General features: G+C 69.5%; 15 protein-coding genes. 7 read left to right on the top strand and 8 right to left on the bottom strand.

The genetic code is table 11. From position 1 onward, the window contains the following. Window positions 1–86: 86 nt before the first annotated feature. The 4 genes from AB0395_RS17170 to AB0395_RS17185 all read right to left on the bottom strand — a co-directional run bounded on the left by AB0395_RS17170 (window position 87) and on the right by AB0395_RS17185 (window position 5,079). Window positions 87–2,249 (bottom strand): MMPL family transporter, encoded by a 2,163-nt coding sequence (locus tag AB0395_RS17170; RefSeq protein WP_366281580.1) that lies wholly within the window; start codon window positions 2,247–2,249, stop codon window positions 87–89. A 183-nt stretch (window positions 2,250–2,432) separates the two neighbouring features. Beyond that, complete coding sequence (locus AB0395_RS17175; protein ID WP_366281582.1) at window positions 2,433–2,987, bottom strand: TetR/AcrR family transcriptional regulator; 555 nt, start codon at window positions 2,985–2,987, stop codon at window positions 2,433–2,435. A 577-nt stretch (window positions 2,988–3,564) separates the two neighbouring features. Beyond that, window positions 3,565–4,530, bottom strand: coding sequence for an intradiol ring-cleavage dioxygenase (locus AB0395_RS17180; protein ID WP_366281584.1), 966 nt, complete (start codon window positions 4,528–4,530; stop codon window positions 3,565–3,567). Window positions 4,531–4,806: 276 nt separating this feature from the next. After that, entirely contained in the window at window positions 4,807–5,079 is a 273-nt protein-coding gene (locus tag AB0395_RS17185; RefSeq protein ID WP_366281586.1) for a hypothetical protein, read from the bottom strand. 503 nt (window positions 5,080–5,582) lie between these two features. Here AB0395_RS17185 and AB0395_RS17190 point away from each other — a divergent pair. After that, the gene (locus AB0395_RS17190) at window positions 5,583–5,960 is read left to right on the top strand and encodes a YbaB/EbfC family nucleoid-associated protein (RefSeq protein ID WP_366281588.1); all 378 of its coding nucleotides are present in this window, start codon (window positions 5,583–5,585) and stop codon (window positions 5,958–5,960) included. 23 nt (window positions 5,961–5,983) lie between these two features. On the opposite strand, the gene AB0395_RS17195 is transcribed toward AB0395_RS17190, so the two are convergent. From AB0395_RS17195 to eccCa, 4 genes are all read right to left on the bottom strand, one after another. After that, window positions 5,984–6,154 carry a hypothetical protein gene (locus tag AB0395_RS17195; protein WP_366281589.1) on the bottom strand — a complete coding sequence of 57 codons (171 nt, stop codon included), beginning with the start codon at window positions 6,152–6,154 and terminating at the stop codon, window positions 5,984–5,986. Between the two features lie 105 nt (window positions 6,155–6,259). Then, window positions 6,260–9,025, bottom strand: a complete 2,766-nt coding sequence (locus AB0395_RS17200; protein ID WP_366281590.1) for a hypothetical protein — start codon at window positions 9,023–9,025, stop codon at window positions 6,260–6,262. Window positions 9,026–9,031: 6 nt separating this feature from the next. Continuing rightward, window positions 9,032–9,340 (bottom strand): WXG100 family type VII secretion target, encoded by a 309-nt coding sequence (locus AB0395_RS17205; RefSeq protein ID WP_366281591.1) that lies wholly within the window; start codon window positions 9,338–9,340, stop codon window positions 9,032–9,034. Window positions 9,341–9,417: 77 nt separating this feature from the next. Beyond that, window positions 9,418–13,416, bottom strand: a complete 3,999-nt coding sequence (gene eccCa, locus AB0395_RS17210) for a type VII secretion protein EccCa (RefSeq protein WP_366281593.1) — start codon at window positions 13,414–13,416, stop codon at window positions 9,418–9,420. A gap of 156 nt (window positions 13,417–13,572) precedes the next feature. Between eccCa and eccD the strand changes: the two genes are divergently transcribed. From eccD to AB0395_RS17240, 6 genes are all read left to right on the top strand, one after another. Beyond that, on the top strand, window positions 13,573–15,018 hold the full coding sequence (eccD, locus tag AB0395_RS17215; RefSeq protein WP_366281595.1) for a type VII secretion integral membrane protein EccD: 1,446 nt from the start codon (window positions 13,573–13,575) through the stop codon (window positions 15,016–15,018). Between the two features lie 183 nt (window positions 15,019–15,201). After that, a complete protein-coding gene (locus AB0395_RS17220) occupies window positions 15,202–15,570 on the top strand; it encodes a YbaB/EbfC family nucleoid-associated protein (protein ID WP_366281597.1) in 369 nt (122 codons plus the stop codon). A gap of 317 nt (window positions 15,571–15,887) precedes the next feature. Beyond that, entirely contained in the window at window positions 15,888–16,208 is a 321-nt protein-coding gene (locus tag AB0395_RS17225) for a WXG100 family type VII secretion target (RefSeq protein ID WP_366281599.1), read from the top strand. 41 nt (window positions 16,209–16,249) lie between these two features. After that, window positions 16,250–16,549, top strand: a complete 300-nt coding sequence (locus AB0395_RS17230; RefSeq protein ID WP_366281601.1) for a WXG100 family type VII secretion target — start codon at window positions 16,250–16,252, stop codon at window positions 16,547–16,549. A gap of 100 nt (window positions 16,550–16,649) precedes the next feature. Beyond that, on the top strand, window positions 16,650–17,051 hold the full coding sequence (locus AB0395_RS17235) for a hypothetical protein (protein WP_366281603.1): 402 nt from the start codon (window positions 16,650–16,652) through the stop codon (window positions 17,049–17,051). A gap of 14 nt (window positions 17,052–17,065) precedes the next feature. After that, window positions 17,066–18,334, top strand: a complete 1,269-nt coding sequence (locus AB0395_RS17240) for a hypothetical protein (protein WP_366281605.1) — start codon at window positions 17,066–17,068, stop codon at window positions 18,332–18,334. Window positions 18,335–18,405 lie beyond the last annotated feature (71 nt).

Genomic DNA, 18,405 nt, shown 5'->3' on the forward strand with positions numbered 1-18,405 from the left:
TGTTGTGCGCCCTGCGTTCCGTCTCCCTGCGCGAGGGCAGCCAGCGGGCGGGCGCCGCCGCCCAGGGGTGGGGTCCAGGGCGGGGGTCAGACCCCGACGGTGTCCGGGGAGTCCTCGCGCCTCCCGGGGGACCGCTCACCGTTGAGGCTCTCGCCCTCGATGTCGAGGTTGGGCAGCACCCGGTCGATCGGGCCGGGCAGCCACCAGGCGGCCCTGCCGAGCAGGGACATCACCGCGGGCACCAGCGTCATGCGGACGACGAAGGCGTCGACGAGCACACCGACGGCCAGGGCGAAGCCCATGGACTTGATGATCGGGTCGTTCATGAACACGAAGCCGCCGAAGACGGCGGTCATGATCAGTGCGGCGGCGGTGACGACGCGGGCGTTGTGCCCGAGGCCGTTCACGGTGGCCTGCTGGGCGGTGTCGCCGTGGACGAAGTCCTCGCGCATGCGCGAGACCAGGAAGACCTCGTAGTCCATGGCCAGGCCGAACAGGATGCCGATGAGCAGGATCGGCAGGAAGCTGACCAGCGGCCCGGGCGTGTCGACGCCGAGCAGGCCGGCCAGGTGGCCCTGCTGGAAGATGGCCACGGTGATGCCGAACGTGGCGCCGATCGTGAGCAGGAAGCCCAGCGCCGCCTTCAACGGCACCAGCAGCGACCGGAACACCAGCAGGAGCAGCAGGATCGACAGCCCGACCACGAGCAGCAGGTACGTCGGCATCGCGTCGGCGAGTTTGGCCGAGACGTCGATGCCGATCGCGGTCACACCTGACAGCGCGATGTCGGCGCCCTGGATGCCGCTCACCTTCTCGCGGATGGCGTGCACGACGTTCTCGGTTGCGACGTCGGTGGGGCCGGTCTTGGGGATGACGGTCAGCAGCGCGGTGGTGCCCTGCGCGTTGGCCTGCGGCGCGGTGACGGCCAGCACCCCGGGGGTGGTCTGGATGACGCCCGCGGCCTGCTTGGCGGCGGCACCGGTGGCCTGGGCGTCCTTACCGGTGACGACGGCGATCAACCGGCCGTTGAAGCCGGGCCCGAACCCCTCGCTGATCAGGTCGTAGGCCTCACGGGCCGACGATCCGGCCGCCGCGGTGCCCGCGTCGGGCAGGGCCAGGCGCATGTCCCGGGCGGGCAGCGCCAGCGCGCCCAGCCCGAGGACGGCGACCAGCAGCACCGGGACGCGCAGGTGGGTGACGATTCGGCCCCAGCGGAAGCCGAACCCCTCACTCTCGTCGTGGGACGCCCGCCCGGTGCGCTGCTTGCGCGGCAGCACCCGCGGACCGGCGAAACCGAGGATGGCGGGCAGCAGGGTGAGCGCGACGAGTACGGCGACGGCCACCGTGGCGGCCGCGGCCAGGCCCATGACGCTCAGGAACGGGATGCCGACCACGGCCAGGCCCGCCAGGGCGATGACGACGGTGGCGCCGGCGAAGACGACGGCCGAGCCCGCGGTTCCGGTCGCCCGCCCGGCGGCCTCCTCGGCCTCCATACCCTCGGCCAGGTACTGGCGGTAGCGGGAGGTGATGAACAGCGAGTAGTCGATCCCGACGGCCAGGCCCAGCATCAGCGCCAGGATGGGCGCGGTACTGGTGAGCTCCAGCACGCCGGAGAGGGCGAACAGACCGGCCATTCCGGCCCCGACGCCGATCAGCGCGTTCAGCAGGGTCATACCGGCCGCCACCAGGGAGCCGAAGGTGATGACGAGGACCGCGGCGGCGACCAGGACGCCGAGCGCCTCGGTTGAGCCCACCTCCACCTGGGCCTTCATGACCTCGCCGCCGGGCGCGACCCGCAGACCCCGCGCGGAGGCGCCGACCCGCTCGTAGGCCGCGCGCTGGGCGTCGGTGACCTCGTCCACGGGCGCGGAGAACTGGACCTGGACCAGCGCGTAGCGGCCGTCGGGGGAGACCGAGCGGACCTGGAAGGGATCCAAGGCGGCGAGCACACCGGGTACGGCGGCGGCCTCGCGCACGATCGGCGCGAGGGCGGCTGGATCGAGCCTGCCCCCTTCGGGCGCGGCGACGACGATGGTGCCGGTGGTGCCGCCCGCCTGCGGGAACTGCCGTCGCAGGGAGTCCAGCGCCTGCTGGGACTCGGTGCCGGGCATGGTGAAGGCGTCACTGGTGGGCCCGGCGAAGGCGGCGGCCAGCCCGCCGAGCAGGGCGAGCAGGAGCAACCAGACGGCGAGCACGCGTCCGCGCCTGCGGAAGGAGAACCGGCCGAGCCGGTACAGCACAGAAGCCATGGGAAGTGGGGTCCGTTCAGCGGAGTTCGAGGTGGTTCACGAGACGGGCTCACGGCCCGGGGTCGGGTGGTTCGGAGGGGCGCGGCCGGGTCCGTGGTGCTTCGAAGAGTTCACGGCCCGGGGCGGGGTGGTTCGGGGCTGTGGTTCTAAGGGGGCTCGCGGCCCAGGGGGGGGCGAGGCGGTTCAGGGACGGGCGGGCTCACGGCCCAGGGTGCGCAGCGCGCTGTGGATCATCTCGGCGCGCAGGACCTCGTCCGGCAGGTCGAGGTCACCGGTGACGGTGATGCAGACGGCACCCAGGACCATGTAGGCGGCCACCGTGTCCGCGGGTGCGGCCGAGCCGCCGGCCAGCGCCGTCAGCAGCCGCCCGACAGCGGAGGGGATGGCGCCCAGCGCCGGATGGCTGGTCATCGCGGGGAGGTCCTGGAACAGGATCTTCAACTCCAGCCGGAAGCGCATGGCCAGATCCACGTAACCGGTGACCGCCGTCCACGCGGCCGGCTCACCGTCCAGGCCGGTGAGCTGGGTGTCCAGCGCGGCCAACTCCTCACCGGCAGGGGTCAGCAACTCGGTGAGGATCGCCTCCTTGCCGGCGAAGTGATAGAGCAGCGCCGCCTTCGAACACCCGGTCACCTGGGCGATGTCGTGCAGCGAGGTGCCCTTGTAGCCGCTGTCGGCGAACAGTCGTAGCGCCGACCGCAGGATGTGGTCGCGCAACGCGGAGGGAGGGCGTGCCATATTCCGATGATAACTATCCGATCGGTCAGATCTGACCGATCGGACAGGAAATGAGAGCGTCCGGGGGTTTCTCCCCCGGGAGGCGGGGGAGTTTCGTGAAGAATGCCCGTTTCGAGAGCCGGTGTGATGCCCGCCGACGGTGTTCGGGGCGGCCCGTGCCGAGCCGTCCGCGGCGATGTGTGCATAGCCGGCGCGGCTGTCGCCGTTCGGCGCGACGAGGTCGGTATGGTCGGCGGTGAACTCACACCGACGGCGACCACGCCCGGTGCCGGTCCCGCTGTCGTTCGTCGTCCGGCCCGTCCGGCTCTCTTCGCCGGTGCCGGTGAGGCCGCTGATCCCGGCGAAGGCGGTACTGCCTGCCGTTCGACGCCCGCTCAAGCGCGAGCGTCACCCGGAACCCGGGTTCACGGGAGGCGCGACCGGGGGTCCGGCTTCGAGGGAACCTCGTGAAGTCAGCACGCCGCCGGTGGGTGCGGCGTGCCGGGGGGTGAAGGCCGGGTCTCTACGTCCGGATCGGGAAGCCTGCGTGGGGGACGGGCTTCACCGTGGCGTGGAGGGCGGGGCCGCTACGTCCGCGTCAGGAAGCCGGTGAGGGGGACGGGCTGCCCGAGGGGAACGGGGGGAACGGGCCGCCGGGCCAGTCCTGGCCGTCGTGGACGGCGTCGGGGTCGACCCCGAGGGTGATCGAGGCGCCGATTCCCCTGGCCAGGTGCCTCGGGTCGTACTTCAGGCTGAGCATGCCGTCGGCCGGGGTGTCACCGGTGTAGAGCATGTCCTTGGCGTTGGTCGTGCGGGGCTTGCTGTTGGTCGAGTACGGCTTCGTCAGGGCGACGGCCTCGATGGCCTTCTCGGGGAAGTAGAGCTGGCCGGTGTGGCAGTCGTCGCCGCCCACGTAGGCGCCGTGCTTGAAGACGCCGTTGACGTGGACCTTGGTGTGGATGTGGATAGCCCGGCCGATGTACCAGCCGGGGAAGACGGTCCTGAAGGTGACCCAGCCGTCCCGGTCGGTCATCTGGAAGCCGCGGAAGTAGGTGGTGCTGCTGTCGGGCTCGGCGTGCATGCCGCCGCCACCGGGAGGAGCGGTCGGGGAGCCGGTGGGGGAACCGGTGGGAGGGGCGGTGGGGAAGGCGGTCGGGAAGCCGCCGCCGTCGCCGGACGACTGCTTCTCGTAGCTGGAGTAGATGCCCAGGGCGTCGCAGTGCCAGATGTCGACGGCCACGTTGCGCAGCGGCCTGCAGTTCTCGGAGTCGACGACCCGGATGCGGAGCAGCACGGGAACGCCCGGCTTGTGCTCGGTGATGTCCGAACGGTACTTGTCGTAGTCCAGGTAGTAGGGGCCCTCGATGGTCTCCTTGGTGAGCTTCAGGCAGGCGTTCCCGGTCCCGGAGGGGGTGGGCGTCGGGGTGGGGCCGTTACCGGTCGTCGTGCTCGCGGACGCCGTCGCGGCCAGGTAGCCGCTGCCCAGACCGGCTACGGCGATGCTGGCTCCGCCCGCGAGAAGGATCTGGCGACGGTTCGGTTTCGGTGTGCTGGTTTCTTCCATGCGGAGGAACATTAGGGGCGTTATGTGAAAAAAGTCTAAGAAAGAGGGTGGGGTTCTGATGTGCCGTAATGGAACTGTGATCATCTGTCGGCGAAGGTGCCCTCAAAGGGCATTAATCGGATTTAATCCCCAAAAATAGGACGATTCAGACAAGAATGATTACTTTGTGTCAAGGGCAGAGTTTCTCCGGTGACAGTGTGACGAAGGCCGTAGGTGCTGGGAACGGGAGTGGCCCCGCCGGTCCTCGGAGAGGAGGGCGGGGCGTCGTGCTCCGGATCAGGCGCGCTTCCAGCGCCACTGCCCGTTGGGGTACTGCGAGCACCTGTACCTGCGGTTGGTGGCCTTGGCGTAGCCGTACCTGCCGTGCGCGGCGGCCGGGCAGTAGGCGCCGGGGGTGACGCAGTTCCAGTGGTCGCCGGACCGCTGGTAGGTGCACGAGGCCGTCGCCGTGACGGTCGCGCCCTGGGTGACGGCGGCTGCGGGAAGGGTGGCCGCAGGGACGAACGCGGAGGCGACGAGGGCGGCGGAGACTACGAGACGTCTGAGCAAGGAGCGCTCCCGGCTGTGGGGGATGAATCCCAGGGAATGTGAACGATGAACACATGAGAGACGAACGGCGTCCATCCACGGGTTGACCTACGAGAGTGTCCTTATCCGGACAATTCCCGATCATCGGCTCTCGGGCGGAGCCGGGCCCGGAGCGTCGGCGGAAACGCGGGAACGTTGCGGGAACGTGGGAACGACGCGGGACACGGAAATGCGGAAACGCGACAGCCCGGTCCGGACGCGAGGGTGGGTGGATCCTGCCGGGCGTCCCCGATCGCGTGGACCGGGAGGCGTGCGCTCACGGTCGGGTCGTCGGCCCTCCTGGCACCGTCGATCCCAGGTGGCGCGGGCAGGAGGCACGGGTCGTCCTTGGTGAGCCTGCGAGTCGGGACCCCTCGGCCGGATTGTCTGATAGATGAGGATATGTTCGGGGCGCCGGAGTTCCTGTGATCCCGGCGTCCGGGGGATTCGCAGGGGAGTGACCGCTGGTGATGGATGACTTTCGCGTGACGCTTGAAGAGCTTGCCAGGGACTACAACCAGCAGGCCCAGCTTCTACGGGACATGCACGGCAAGCTGGACGAGCTGTCGGTGACCGCGCAGTCGGGCGACCGGATGGTGGCTGTGACAGTGGGCCCGCGTGGCCGGGTGCGGAGCATCGAGCTCGATCCCCGGATCTACCGGAAGCTGTCGCCGTCCGAGCTGTCACAGTCGCTCATGGAGCAGATCGACGCGGCCACGGACGAGCTCTCCGCGCGGATGCGGGAGCTGATGGCGCCCTTCGCGCCGGAGGGCCTGCCGTACGACGAGATGTTCGGAGAAGGGGTGGGTTTCGAGTCGTTTCTTCCCGACCCGCCGAACCCGCCGTCGCGGGGGCATGGATGAGGGCCTGCGCGGTGTGAGCCGGGTCAGCTCTCGGCAGGGACGATCTTGAGGTAGCCGTTGCTCCAGAAGGTCAGCCCCTCGAACGCCTCCTGCGGACTGGCCCGCCTGGCGCTCGCCATCTGCTCGATCATTTCCTGGATCTCGGGCGGGCTGGCCGTCAGTTCGCCGGTCTCCGTCAGTTCGATCGTCCCCACGACCGTGTCGGTGCTTACCTCAACGACTTTTAGCGTTGGTCCTGTCATAACTGAAGTCTCCGTTCTGTAATCGGTGCTGATCTTTGGAGTCCGACCCGATCGCTCCTATGGGTCGAGAGGGTTTCTCTCGGGGCGTGTGATCACTGTTGGGGGCCGGGGCATCGGCATCGTCACCCCCGTCCCCCCCGCATTCTGTTCGATCATGTCAAGCTGACCGAGCATGTTCTCGTACCAGTCCCATCGCCCCAAGCTTTGGAACGCCGTTCTCACCCTCCAGGACGTGAGCGCCGCCCTGACCCCCTGAACGTCTTCCGGACTGAGCGAGTTGGGTGTCCAGGCGTAGGGCGGCGCATCCTCGGTCACGTGATCCAAGGGACGAACGAACTGCGTCCCGAACCTCCCTCTGGGCTGCCAGTCCATCGGGGGGACGAACGTACCGTTGTGATCGATGCCGACGATTTTCCCCTCAGGACTCACGAGCCAGTTGGAATTGTGGCGATCATTGTTGCCGACCAGTACGTCGAGCAGGCTGATGCGCATGCCACTGGCTGTCAGATGAGGCCGCGATATTCTCTCGTCCGCTGAGAGAAGGAAATTGAATTTCCCCTCCTTGAACTCCATGTAGACGACGTTCTCGTCGGCTCGGTAGACCCGGGGGACATCTGCGCCGATGGCCACCCCCACCAGCGAGGCCAGCACTTCGGCGTCGGCCTCTTCCTTGCTCTCCATGACCTTGCGGATGATGTGGGAGCCGTCGTTGAACGTCCATTTCTCCACCAGCAGGGACCAGGTCTTCTTACTGGTGCCCAGTGTCCGGCCGCCCAGCGTCACGGGTCCTCCGTCGATGCCGGAGTGAAGCGCGCCTGCCAGCCACCCCGGGCGCGGGCCGCCCCAGTGCTCCGGTGCAGAGGCCGCTTCGTTCAGGAAGTCCGCCATGCGGATCTGTGCGGTTTTCTCGTCCCAAAGGCTTGGCTGTGCCCTCTCGTCGGGGGGACGCAGCCACGGCGTCTTCGCGTCGGATCCGTCGTGGTTCGACTCCGACGACCGGGGAGGATCCGCGGGGGGAGGCGCTCCGTCCCCGGGTTCTCGCGGTGGGACGGCGCCGGACGCGGTGGGATCGTGAGGGACCGAACCCGCCGCTGGATCACGGGGGATCGGGGCGGGGGTGTTGCGCGGCCCGGTGGAATGCGAGGAGTCGTCGCCCACGTGGGCGGCGGCCCTCGACGGCTCCGAGAGCGGATGGGGGTTGAGCAACCTCTCGATGGCACCCGGTGGAGGAACGATGTCGGGGCGGGCTGCGACGAGGACGTCAGGGTGACCCGTGCCAGGGGTGCCGGGGTGACCGGAGGTGCCGGCGGGAGGGGTGGCGGGGGTGTCCGCTCGTGGTTCCGGGTGGGCCGTGCCGGGGGTTTCGGGGTGGCCTGCGACAAGGGTGTCGGGTGGCGGGGGCGTCCGCTCGTGGTTCCCGGTGGCATGTTCCAGAGGGGCGGGGTGAGCGGCGGCGGGGGCGTCGGGGTGGCTCGTGCCAGGAGTGTCGAGGTGGGCGGGGGCGGGGGCGTCCGCCCGGGGGTCGGGATGGGCCGCGGGAGCGGTTTCCGTGTGGACCGGGATGTCCGCCTCGCCGTTCCTCGGCTGACCTTCCGGAAGCCCGGCCCTGTCCCCCGAGGTCACTCCTGAGCCGTCGAGGTGGGACGGCGTCGCGGGATCGGGCCGTACGGAGTCCTGGGCGGCGGTGTCGTGGTGAGCGGAGGCGATGCCCGGGTCGGCCGCGCCCTGATGGGCGGGCGGCCCGGCGGGATCGCCCGTGGCCGGACGGGCCACGGAGGGAGTCGGGTCGTTGGCGGGATGGGCGGTCGGCGGGGACAGATCGACGGTGCCGATGTGGCCGTCGCCCAGGGCGGTGAGGTTGCCCGTTTCCGGGAAGTGGCCGACCCGTGCGGCAAGAGAATCGGGGCCGCGATGACCGGTCGGGGCGATGAGGTGGCCGTCGGCGCCTCCGAGGAAGCCCGAGGTGACGCTCTTGGCGAGGTGTTCCCAGTCCAGTTGGCCGCTCGCCGCCAGCATCGGGATGCCGGCGGCGGTGTTGGCCACCATGCTCTGCGTCGCCATGCCCAGCGCCGAGCCGTCCAGGAAGGCGGCGGCCTTCTCCCTTCCCGACATCGCCACGCGTTCCACCATCTCGCTGGTGATACGCGCGCCGCCCAGTTTGCCGATCGCCGCGGCGAACCCGGTGAACGTCAGTCCCGCCAGGGCGCCCCCGGCCAGTGACGTGCCCGTCTTGGTCCAGTCCCAGTCCTCGCGCCGCCCGCCTACCATCTGGACGCTCTGGATGAGCACGTCCATTCCGCCCATCACCCCGCTGAACAGGGCGATGTTGCGCAGCAACCTCATGGCGATCTGCCGCACGGTCATCTGTGTCAACCTGCACGCCATGGGCACCAGGGCCAGCGACCGTCCCCCCGAAGGGACCGCCATCCTGAGGAAGTAGAGGATCTGCGCCGCCAGCAGGAACAGGGACAACAGGATCATGTACTTCGCGTACTCGATCTCCAGGCCGATGGTGTTGAGCTGGTCGCCCGCTTTCTCACAGGCCTGCTTCAGGCGGGGCAACACGAGCGGGTCGACCGTGGTGAACGTCTTCCAGTACTCCCCGAAGGCGTCCGAGGCCGCCCCATCCATGCATTCGCGCGCGTCGAGACAGGAGACATGGCCGTCCTCGATCAAGGTCGTGATCGCCGCGGCGACCTCCCGGTAGGCGTCGGCCAGCCGGAAACACCCCTCCTCGTCACCCTCCGGCCAGTCCATCCCGACGATCCAGCCGACGTAGGGCCGCACTATCGGAGGGACCAGCGTCTCAAGACGGTTGTCCACCCCGGGTCAAGGCCCTAGTGTGCTTTGCCGCTCGGCCTCCTCGTAGCACGACGCCATCGTGTCGAGACCGGCCTTGATCTCGTGCAGCGCCTCGGACGTCTCGCCCAGCCGCTGCAGGACGGCTTCCATGAGCGGCGTGTATCCCTTCTCGAACTGCCTGCCGTAGTGGTCCTCGCCCCAGGGAGAACCCGCGGCGGCCAGCGCGGCCTTGAGCCGCGCCTTGGCGTCCTCAAGGGTCTTGGCGTGAGAGGTGAAGGCGGTGGCACGCCGCCGGAGAGCCTGCGGTCGCACCTCGTAGCCGTTGTAGGTCGTCATCTGGCTCCGTTCGGGTGTTCGCGGCCAGGTTCGCCGGGTCGCGGACATCGGGACACGGGCGTCGGGGCACGGGGCCGTCAGCCGCTTTCCGGGGGTGGCGACGGCGGCAGGAAGGCGGTCTGGGAGAGGCGGGCGCCCTGCTTCCTGTCGACGAAGTAGCCCCGTCCCGGTGGGAGCGGGTGCGCGCGGACGTTGCCGAACAGGAAGCCCTCGTCCTTGTTGCCGGACAGGATCACGGCCGGGCTGGCCATGTCCTTGACGCGCTGGACGATCGGGTCGAACATCGCCCTGCCGACGCCGCCCATCGCGCGGGACATCACCAGGTGCAGCCCGATGTCGCGGGCCTGCGGCAGCAGCTCCGCCAGCGGCAGCAGCGGGTTCGACGAGGTCGCGACGAGGTCGTAGTCGTCCACGACGATGTACAGGTCGCAGCCCTGCCACCAGTTCCGCGCCCGTAGCTGCTCGGGGGTGAGGTCGGCGGGAGGCAGCCGCTTGAGCAGCGCGTTGCGGGCGTCGTTGATCAGCGCGGCCGCCGCCGCGCTTGAGGCGGCGTAGCCGATGCGGTGCTCGGTCACGGCGGAGTCCAGCAGCGACCGCCGGTAGTCGATCACGATCATCATGGCCTCCTGCGGCGTCTGCCGCGCGACGAGGCCCTCGGTGATGAGACGCAGCAGGTTGGACTTCCCGCTCTCGGTGTCGCCGACCACGATGAAGTGCGGGTCGGCCTCGAAATCGAGGAGGACGGGCGACAGGGTGGCCTCGTCGATGCCGATCGGGATCCGGTTGGGCCCGGTCCGTTCCGCGTCGGGCAGCGTCTCGGCGGGCAGCACCGACGGCAGCAGCCGTACGGCGGGCGCGGGCGCTCCCTGCCAGGCGTCCCTGACCGCGTGGACCAGGGCGCGCACGCCCGCCGACAGGTCGTCGGCCTTCCTGACGCCGTCGATCCTGGGCAGTGCCGACAGGAAGTGCAGGCCCTCCTTGGTGAGCCCGCGTCCGGGGACGCCCTCGGGTACGGCCAGCGACGACTTGCGGTTGACCTCCGACTCGTAGGCGTCGCCGAGCTTGAGCTCGATCCGGGTGCCGAACAGGTCCCGGATGCCGGGACGGAACTCCGACCACTTGTTGGTCGCGGCCACCACGTGGATGCCGTACCCCAGGCCGCGCGCCGCCAGGTCGGTGATGACGGGTTCGAGCGACTCGAACTCCTGCCGGATCGTCAGCCAGCCGTCGACGACGAGGAAGACGTCGCCGTAGCCGTCGCCCTCGATGCTCCCGTCGGCGAGTCGCTGCCGGTAGGTGGTGATCGAGTCGATGCCCTGCTCGGTGAAGTCGCGTTCCCGCTGCTGGAGCAGCGTGGCGAGCTCGGCGACCGTCCGGCGCACCCGGTCGCCGTCCAGGCGGCTGGCCACCCCGCCCACGTGCGGCAGCGCCTCGAGCGAAATGAGCGAGCCGCCGCCGAAGTCCAGGCAGTAGAACTGCGCCTCGCGCGGGGTGTGGGTGAGGGCCATGCCGGTGACCAGGGTTCGCAGGACCGTGCTCTTGCCGCTCTGTGTTCCCCCCGCGACGCCGACGTGGCCCGCCGCCCCTGACAGGTCCATCCAGAATGGGTCGCTGCGCTGCTCGAACGGCTTGTCGATGACGCCGACGACGGCGTGCAGCCTGCCCCGGCCGACCCATCCGGTCGTGGCCAGGCCGAGCTCCGGGGTGATCGACAGCGAGGGGAGCAGGTGGGCCAGGGTCGGGGGCTCGCCCAGCGGCGGCAGCCAGATCCGGTGGGCGGGAGGGCCCTGACCGGCGAGCCTGCCGACGACCAGGTCGAGCAGGCTGACCGAGCCCCGTTCGACGGGCGTCTCGCCCGTCGTCAGCTCCTTCGGTGGCTCCTCGACGACGGGCACCGGGGAGAAACCGGGACCGTACTCCACGATCTGGCGCACCCCGGCGGACCCGCCCCGCCCCGTGGAGCTGAGGGGGTCGACCTGGTGGGGGCCGGAGACGTAGGCGGCCTTGAACCGGGTCATCCCGGTGGTCTCGAACTTCAGGTAGCCGTTGCCCGGAGCGGACGGCAGCTCGTAGGCGTCGGCGACGCCGAGCACGACCCGGCTCTCCATCGCGGAGAAGGTGCGCAGGCCGACCCGGTAGGACAGGTGGGTGTCGAGGCCGCGAAGGCGTCCCTCCTCAAGACGCTGGGAGGCCAGCAGCAGGTGCACGCCGAGGGAGCGGCCGAGCCGCCCGATCATCACGAACAGCTCGATGAACTCCGGCTTGGCGGTGAGCAGCTCGCTGAACTCGTCGATGACGACGAACAGCGTGGGCATCGGCCGCAGGTCGGCCCCCTGCTCGCGGGCGCGCTCGTAGTCGCGCAGGGAGGCGTAGTTGCCCGCCGCGCGCAGCAACTCCTGACGGCGGATCATCTCGCCGTGCAGCGCGTCGTACATCCGGTCGACCAGGGGCAGCTCGTCCTCGAGGTTGGTGATGACCGCCGAGACGTGGGAGAGGGTGTCCAGGCCGAGGAAGGTCGCGCCGCCCTTGAAGTCGACGAGGACGAAGTTCAGGATCTCCGACGAATGGGTGATCGCCAGACCGAGCACGAGCGTGCGCAGCAGCTCGCTCTTGCCCGATCCGGTCGCGCCGATGACCAGGCCGTGCGGCCCCATGCCGCCCTGCGCCGACTCCTTGATGTCCAGCTCGACCAGGCGCCCGTCGACGCCGAGGCCGATCGGCACCCGCAGCCGGTTGCGCCCCGCCCTCGGCCGCCAGGTCACCGCCGGGTCGAGCAGGGTCGGATCGCCGACCCCCAGCAGGTCGGTCAGCGAGGTGTTCACCGCCAGCACGTCCTGCGCCTCCCCGCTCCTGGCGGTCGAGGCGCGCAGCGGGGCGAGCTGCCTGGCCAGGCCCTCGGTCCGCAGGAAGTCCAGCTTGTCGGGATCGCCGAGACGGGTCGAGCTCTGCTTGCCCGCGTGGTCTATCTTGATCATGAAGAAGCCGTCGGGGCGCACCTCGAGGCGCAGCGTGTTCTTCTCCTCGATCGGCCCGGCGGAGCCGGACAGGTCGATCACGGTGACGCCCTGGATGGCGTCCGTGCCGAGTTGCGAGTCGTGCGGCACGTGCCCGCCGTCGAGGATCAGCACGTGGTACGGCAGCGCGTCCGGCGAGGGGCCCGGCTTGAAGCGCGCCCGTTCCTTCAGCGTTCCGCCGAGCAGCCGGTCCAGCTCGGCCAGGTTGTCGGCCATGAGCCGCACCTGGCCCGCGGCGTCCGTCTCCTCGGGGTGCAGCGCGTGGGGCAGCCACTTGACCCAGTCCCACTGGGCCATCCACTCCTCGTCCGCGCACACCATGATCCGCATGTCGTCGGGGGAGTGGAAGACGGCCATCTGGGCGATCATCGCCCGCACCAGCTCGCGCACGGCCACGGGGTCGCCGGTCAGGTTGATCCGCGCGAAGGAGTGCAGGGCGACGGCGACCGGCAGCTTGGCCACCGTCGAGTGGGCTCTGATGAACCTGCGCAGCGCGCCCGCCGTCAGGGCGTCCAGGTCCTCGACCGGTTTTGAGTCCGGCGGGATGAGCTGGATGGCGAGCTTCTGCGCGCCGGTGCCGAGCCGTACGGTGCCGAAGTCGTCGTCGCGGGGCCGCCGCTCCCACAGCCGGGGGCCCAGGGCGACCCACCACAGCGAGTCGGGGGACGGGCTGCTCCATTCGAGGGCGTCACGCTGCTGCCTGGCGGCCCGCCGTACCTTCTTACGGACCTGGGAGAGATAGCGGAAGTAGTCTCTGCGCAGGCCGTTCAGCCGGTTCTTCCGCTCGCCCGCCTGGCGGCCGAGCTGACCGGCCGTCATGCCCATCATGGAGACGGCGAACAGGCCGCTGGCCACGTACATGATCGGGCTCGAGTTGCCGCCCGCGGTGAACATCAGGCCCATCCCGGCGGCGCCCGCGACCATCGGCAGGTAGGTGAGTATGCCGGTCAGTCCCTGTGGCTGGACCTCGGGGATCTCCGGCGGGGATTCGAGCAGAATCTCACCCCGCGGCGGCTTGGGCGAGGGACGGCGCTCGGGGCGCCGTACGACGACGATGCTCACCTGGAAGAGCCTTCCTGGTTGGTTTGTACACATCTGCGGCGAAAGCGATTGCCGACGGATGTCGCGCGTGATCCCTGCTCTCCCCGCTACCGTATCCGGCATATCGGTGGTTTCCGTGATGCTTCGCGATGCTTGCAACCAAGAGGGAGGACGACCGTGAGGTCGCTGGCTCAGGCCCCCCAGGGGGCCGTCACACCGGGTCTCCCAGCTCAGAGCGCTGCTCCGCTGCCTCCCCTGTGCCATATCACGATCGTCGCCCCTCACAGGAAGGCCGATCTGGCGCTGCCCGCGGACATTCCGCTGCCGCACGTCCTGCCCGGTCTGCTGCGTGCGATGGGCGAGGTGGGAGGTGACTCCGCCCCCGCTCCCGGATGGGTGCTGCAGCGGCCAGGCGGGGCCCCGCTCGACATCGGGCAGAGCCTGGGCGCCCTCGGGGTGCTCGACGGGGAGGTGCTCTACCTCAGGCCGCGCGAGGCCGTGCTGCCCCCCGCCATGTTCGATGACGTGGCCGACGTGGTCGCCACGGGTTTCAAGGAGGGGCCGGGCGGGTGGGGTGCCAGGCACACCCGCCTGCTCGGGGTCGGGGCCGCGACCGCGCTCCTCGTCATCGGAGCGCTGGTCCTGCTGTTCTCCGGTCCGCCGTGGCGGGTCTCCGCGATTTTCGCCGGGGTGTTCGCCGTCCTGCTGACCGTCGCGGGCGGCATGCTGTCCAGGGCGGTCGGCGACTCGTCCGCGGGGGCGCTGATCGGCTGTGCGGCGCTGCCGTACGCCTTCCTCGCCGGGCTCCTCGCCCCCGCGGGCGCGGCCGGCCTGGGAGGGCTCGGCTCGGCGCATCTGCTCGCCGCGTTCGCGACCACGGGACTGGTGGCCACCATCGGCGTGCTGGTGATCGCCGACGGCGTGCAGGCCTTCCTCGGCGTCGCCATCGCCTCCGCGACGGGCGCGCTCTGCGCGGCGGCCGTGATGCTGTGGGCCGCGTCCCCCGCGGGGGTCGCGGCGGTCGCCGTCGCGGTCCTGCTGGCATGCAGCCCGCTGTTCCCGATGCTGGCCTTCAGGTTCGCGGGCCTGCCCATGCCCTCGATGCCGACCAACTCGGAGGAACTACGCGCGGACAATCAGCGAGTCGACGGCCCGTCCATCCTGGAGCGCGCGGGCCACGCGCAACGCTACGCGACGGGATTCGTGGCCGGGGTCGGCCTGGTCGCGCTGGTGGCCCAGGTCTGTCTCGCCTTCGACACCGACTGGGTCGCCATGGCCACCGCGCTGACGCTGTCACTGACGCTCATCATGCGCGCCCGCGTCTTCCAGGGGACGGGCCAGCGGCTCTGGCTGCTGATCTCCGGTCTCTTCGGTCTCGCGGTCGTGGCGGTCTCGCGGACCCTGGCCATGGGCGTGGGCGGGGCGGCGCTCGCGGTGACGATGGGCCTGCTGTGCGTCGCGTCGCTCTCGGCGGGCATCGGCCTGTGGCTGCCCTCCGGCAAGCCGTCCCCGTTCTGGGGCAGGGCGGGCGACATCGTGGAGATCCTGCTGATCGTCGCACTCTTCCCCCTCGCCCTCGGCGTACTGGACGTCTACTCCTGGGTCAGAGGCCTGGCCGGCTGACCCCGGCGGACGAGCGACGAGGGAAGACATCGACCAGAGGAAGCCCAAGCCCTGAGACGCCGAAGGCGTCGCGAATAGGCAGGGCGTCGCAAGAGGACAGGGAGAGCGGTTATGGATTTTGGAGACTTCGCCGGCATCGATGTGGAAAAGCTGCTCAGCGGCAATGGTTCACAGTTTATGCAAATGGAGGAGTTGCAGAAAGAATTGTCCTTGCTGGTCGGGCGCGCGCAGGACGAGGACGGCTTCGTCACGGTCGAGTACGCCACCGAGGGGCTGCGGGAGCTGGAGCTGCACCCCAAGGCGATGAGACTGAGTTCGGGGGAGCTGGCCGAAAGGATCAAAGAGGTCGTTCGCGAGGCGGCCGAGGACCTGCGCAAGCAGGCCGAGCTGGCCATGGACAAGGTCTTCGGGGAGGAGGAGAACCCGATGAGACTGCTCGGTGACCCTGAGTCGATCATGAAGCAGGTCCGGGACGCGGAGCGCGTCTACGACCGCACCTTCGAGGACGTCATGGGAGAGCTCGACCGCATCCGCCGCCGTCTCGAGATGTGATCACGCGGGGAGTGGAAGGCGCCCGATGGTTTCGGTCCGCCGCCGCGTCCGATATCCATGCGTGATGGTGAGGTCGCACACGGCTCCGGCCTGCCCGTTTACTTATCAGATGTACAATATTTACCATTCCGTAATATAGATACATGTTATCTATGTGGCTCTTGATGACTAGCATGCCAAATGATGACGTTCGTCGAGGTGGTCCTCTTTGTCCGTTTATGGGGTCTCTGTGAGCCTGTGCGGCATTGTGGACGTATGGCCCGCGCGGGGCGTGACACCACTACGGACAAACAGGTCCCATGTCACGGAGGTGGCCAATGCCGGATTTTTTCAACGCGAGCATTCCCCAGATGGAGCTGGCGGCCGCTGAGGTCGAGGACACCGCTCAGCGCATCCACGGTATGCGCCAGAGGGTGGGTGAGTACACGGCCGCGCTGTTGCGCACTTGGAGGGGGCCAGCGTCCCAGAAGTACGGGATCGCAATGCACGCCTGGGACGAGGAGGCGCAGAAAATCCTCACTAGTCTGCAGGAGATCGCCGCGAAGCTGGGGCAGAGCTCCATCACCTACTCCAGCGTTGACGAGGACGTAGCGGGCGGTGCCGGGATGGTCGACTCGCTCATCAATGGCGCCAAGTGACCTGACCCATCCCGACTGCCAACCGAGAGAAGGAGAGCACGATGGAGAAGATAGGTGTTAATTTCGAGCAGATGGCGAGGGCTCAGGATGATTTGCTGCTGCTCGTCACTGCCATGGACGAGGCGACCGACAGTCTCGTCGCCAAGATCAGATCGTTGCTGAGCGACGATAGCTGGAACGGTGGCGCGGCCGAATACTTTGAAACGCACAGGAGTAGGTGGGATGCCTCCGAGCGGGAGATGGGGCGCCAGCTCCATGAGGCCGCGAAGGCCCTCGGCGTCGCCAACGAAAGCTACCGGCTGGCTGAGATGAACAACCAGAAAATCTGGAGCGAGCACTGACATGCCCCATGCCTGACCAGGTGTCTTTCGGTCGCCGCCGCGCGCGGTGGCCGAGCCCGTCCGGCCGGTGTACGGCTCACCTGGCCTCCGGAGGGAAGAGATGAGCACATCGGAGTGGCCGAGCCTGGACGACGTGGCGCACGTCGCCGAGTTCGACACCGACCAGATGAGGAATATCGCCAACGAGCTTGAGGAGTACGTCGCGAGCCTGTCGGGCCCGGCGTTCTCCGAGGGCTACACGACGGGCTCCCTGGAGAGCGTCGGCACCAGCGCGAACCTGACCGAGGCGGAGCTCGGGAAGTGGTCGACCGCGCAGACGTTCACGCGGACCGTCGGCTCGACCGGCAACGCCGCCCTGGACGGCAGGGCCGCGGTCCTGGGGCGCGTCTACGGGGAGTTCGTCGCCCAGTATCACGAGGTCATCGCGGCGATCAGGGCGAGCGCCAAGGAGTACGACGCCGCCGAACACGCCAGCGGCGGCGGGGACGACACGGGCGGGTAGGGGGAGAGGTCGCAGTGGACAGTCGGCAACGGACGGTGTGGATCCGCTCGGAGGCGGAGCCGCAGAGCGGTGAGGTCGCCGCCTCCTACAGCGAGATCGAGGCATGGCTGAAGAGCACCTCGCCCGCCCAGATCGAGGACGCCGGGTTCGGCTTCGATCACGGCGCGTCCGTGCTCGAACTCGTCACGGGCGCCATGCTGACCAACGCCTCGAAACTCGCCGGGGCCTGGGGCGGTCCGGCCGCCGTGGAGACCCAGCGGGCGCTGCGGATGCTGCACACCACGGGTTCTGAGCTGGCCGCCAAGATGCGGCAGGTCTCCCATGTCCTGCGGATGTACGGCGGGGTCCACCTGCCCGAGGCGCGCAAGAGGATGGAGCAGCTGGAGGCCGCGCGTCCCAAGGACGAGGAACCCTCGGACGCCCAGCGCACCCAGCAGGCCAGGAGCGTGCTGAGCACACTGAACGATCAGATCGTCGGCCTCTACCACCAGGTGCCGGAGAACTTCTCCTACGCCCTGCCGGTCGCGGAGACCCAGGGCCCCGGGGGTTACACGCCCACGGACTACTCCTCGGTGGGACAGCCGACGGGCTCGCACTACGGCAGCGGCACGTCCGGGCAGAACGGCTACACCGGGACCGGTGGCGGCGACTCGTCGGGCGGTCAGGGAGGCCGGGGAGGCCAGGGCGTGAACGACCTCGGGCTGGTGAGCACGGATCCGTCCGGGGCGAATCCAGGCGGGTTCGACCCGAACGGCCTGAACACCGGCGGCCTGGGACCCGGCTCCGTCGACGGGCATCTGCCCGGCCAGGACGGCGCGGGGACGGGTGGCCACAACGGCCTGAACCCCGCCTCCCTCAACCCGGGGTCGGTCAACGGCCTGGACCCCACGGGGTTGTCCGGCTCGGACGTCGGCAAGACCAGTCTCGCGGGCCTGAACGACCAGACGGCGTTCGGCACGGGGACGCAGGGCCCGCTCAACGTGGTGGGAAACAACGGGCTGGGGAACAACGGCCTGTCCTACGGCAACCTTCCCGGTAACGGCGCGTCCGGCACCGGGCTGCCGACCGGCGCGGGCGGGTTCGGCGCGGGCGGGTTCGGCGCGGCGGGGGCGGGCGCCGTCCGCGCGGGGGCCCTCGGCGCCTCCCCGATAATGCCGTTCGTGCCGCCAAGCGCGGGAGGGGCCGGGGAGGAGAAGCAGGAGCGGGAGAGCAGCAGCAAGCATCCGGAGGACGACGAGGTCTGGGGCAGCGGTGGCGAAACCACCCCCCCGATGATCGTCTGACGTTCGTGATCGCAGCCCCGGCGGAGCGCCGGGGTCTTTGAGGAGTTCCGGCGGGCCGCCCGCCGCGAAGG

The organism is Streptosporangium sp. NPDC051023, from assembly GCF_040689595.1.
Classification (GTDB): domain Bacteria; phylum Actinomycetota; class Actinomycetes; order Streptosporangiales; family Streptosporangiaceae; genus Streptosporangium.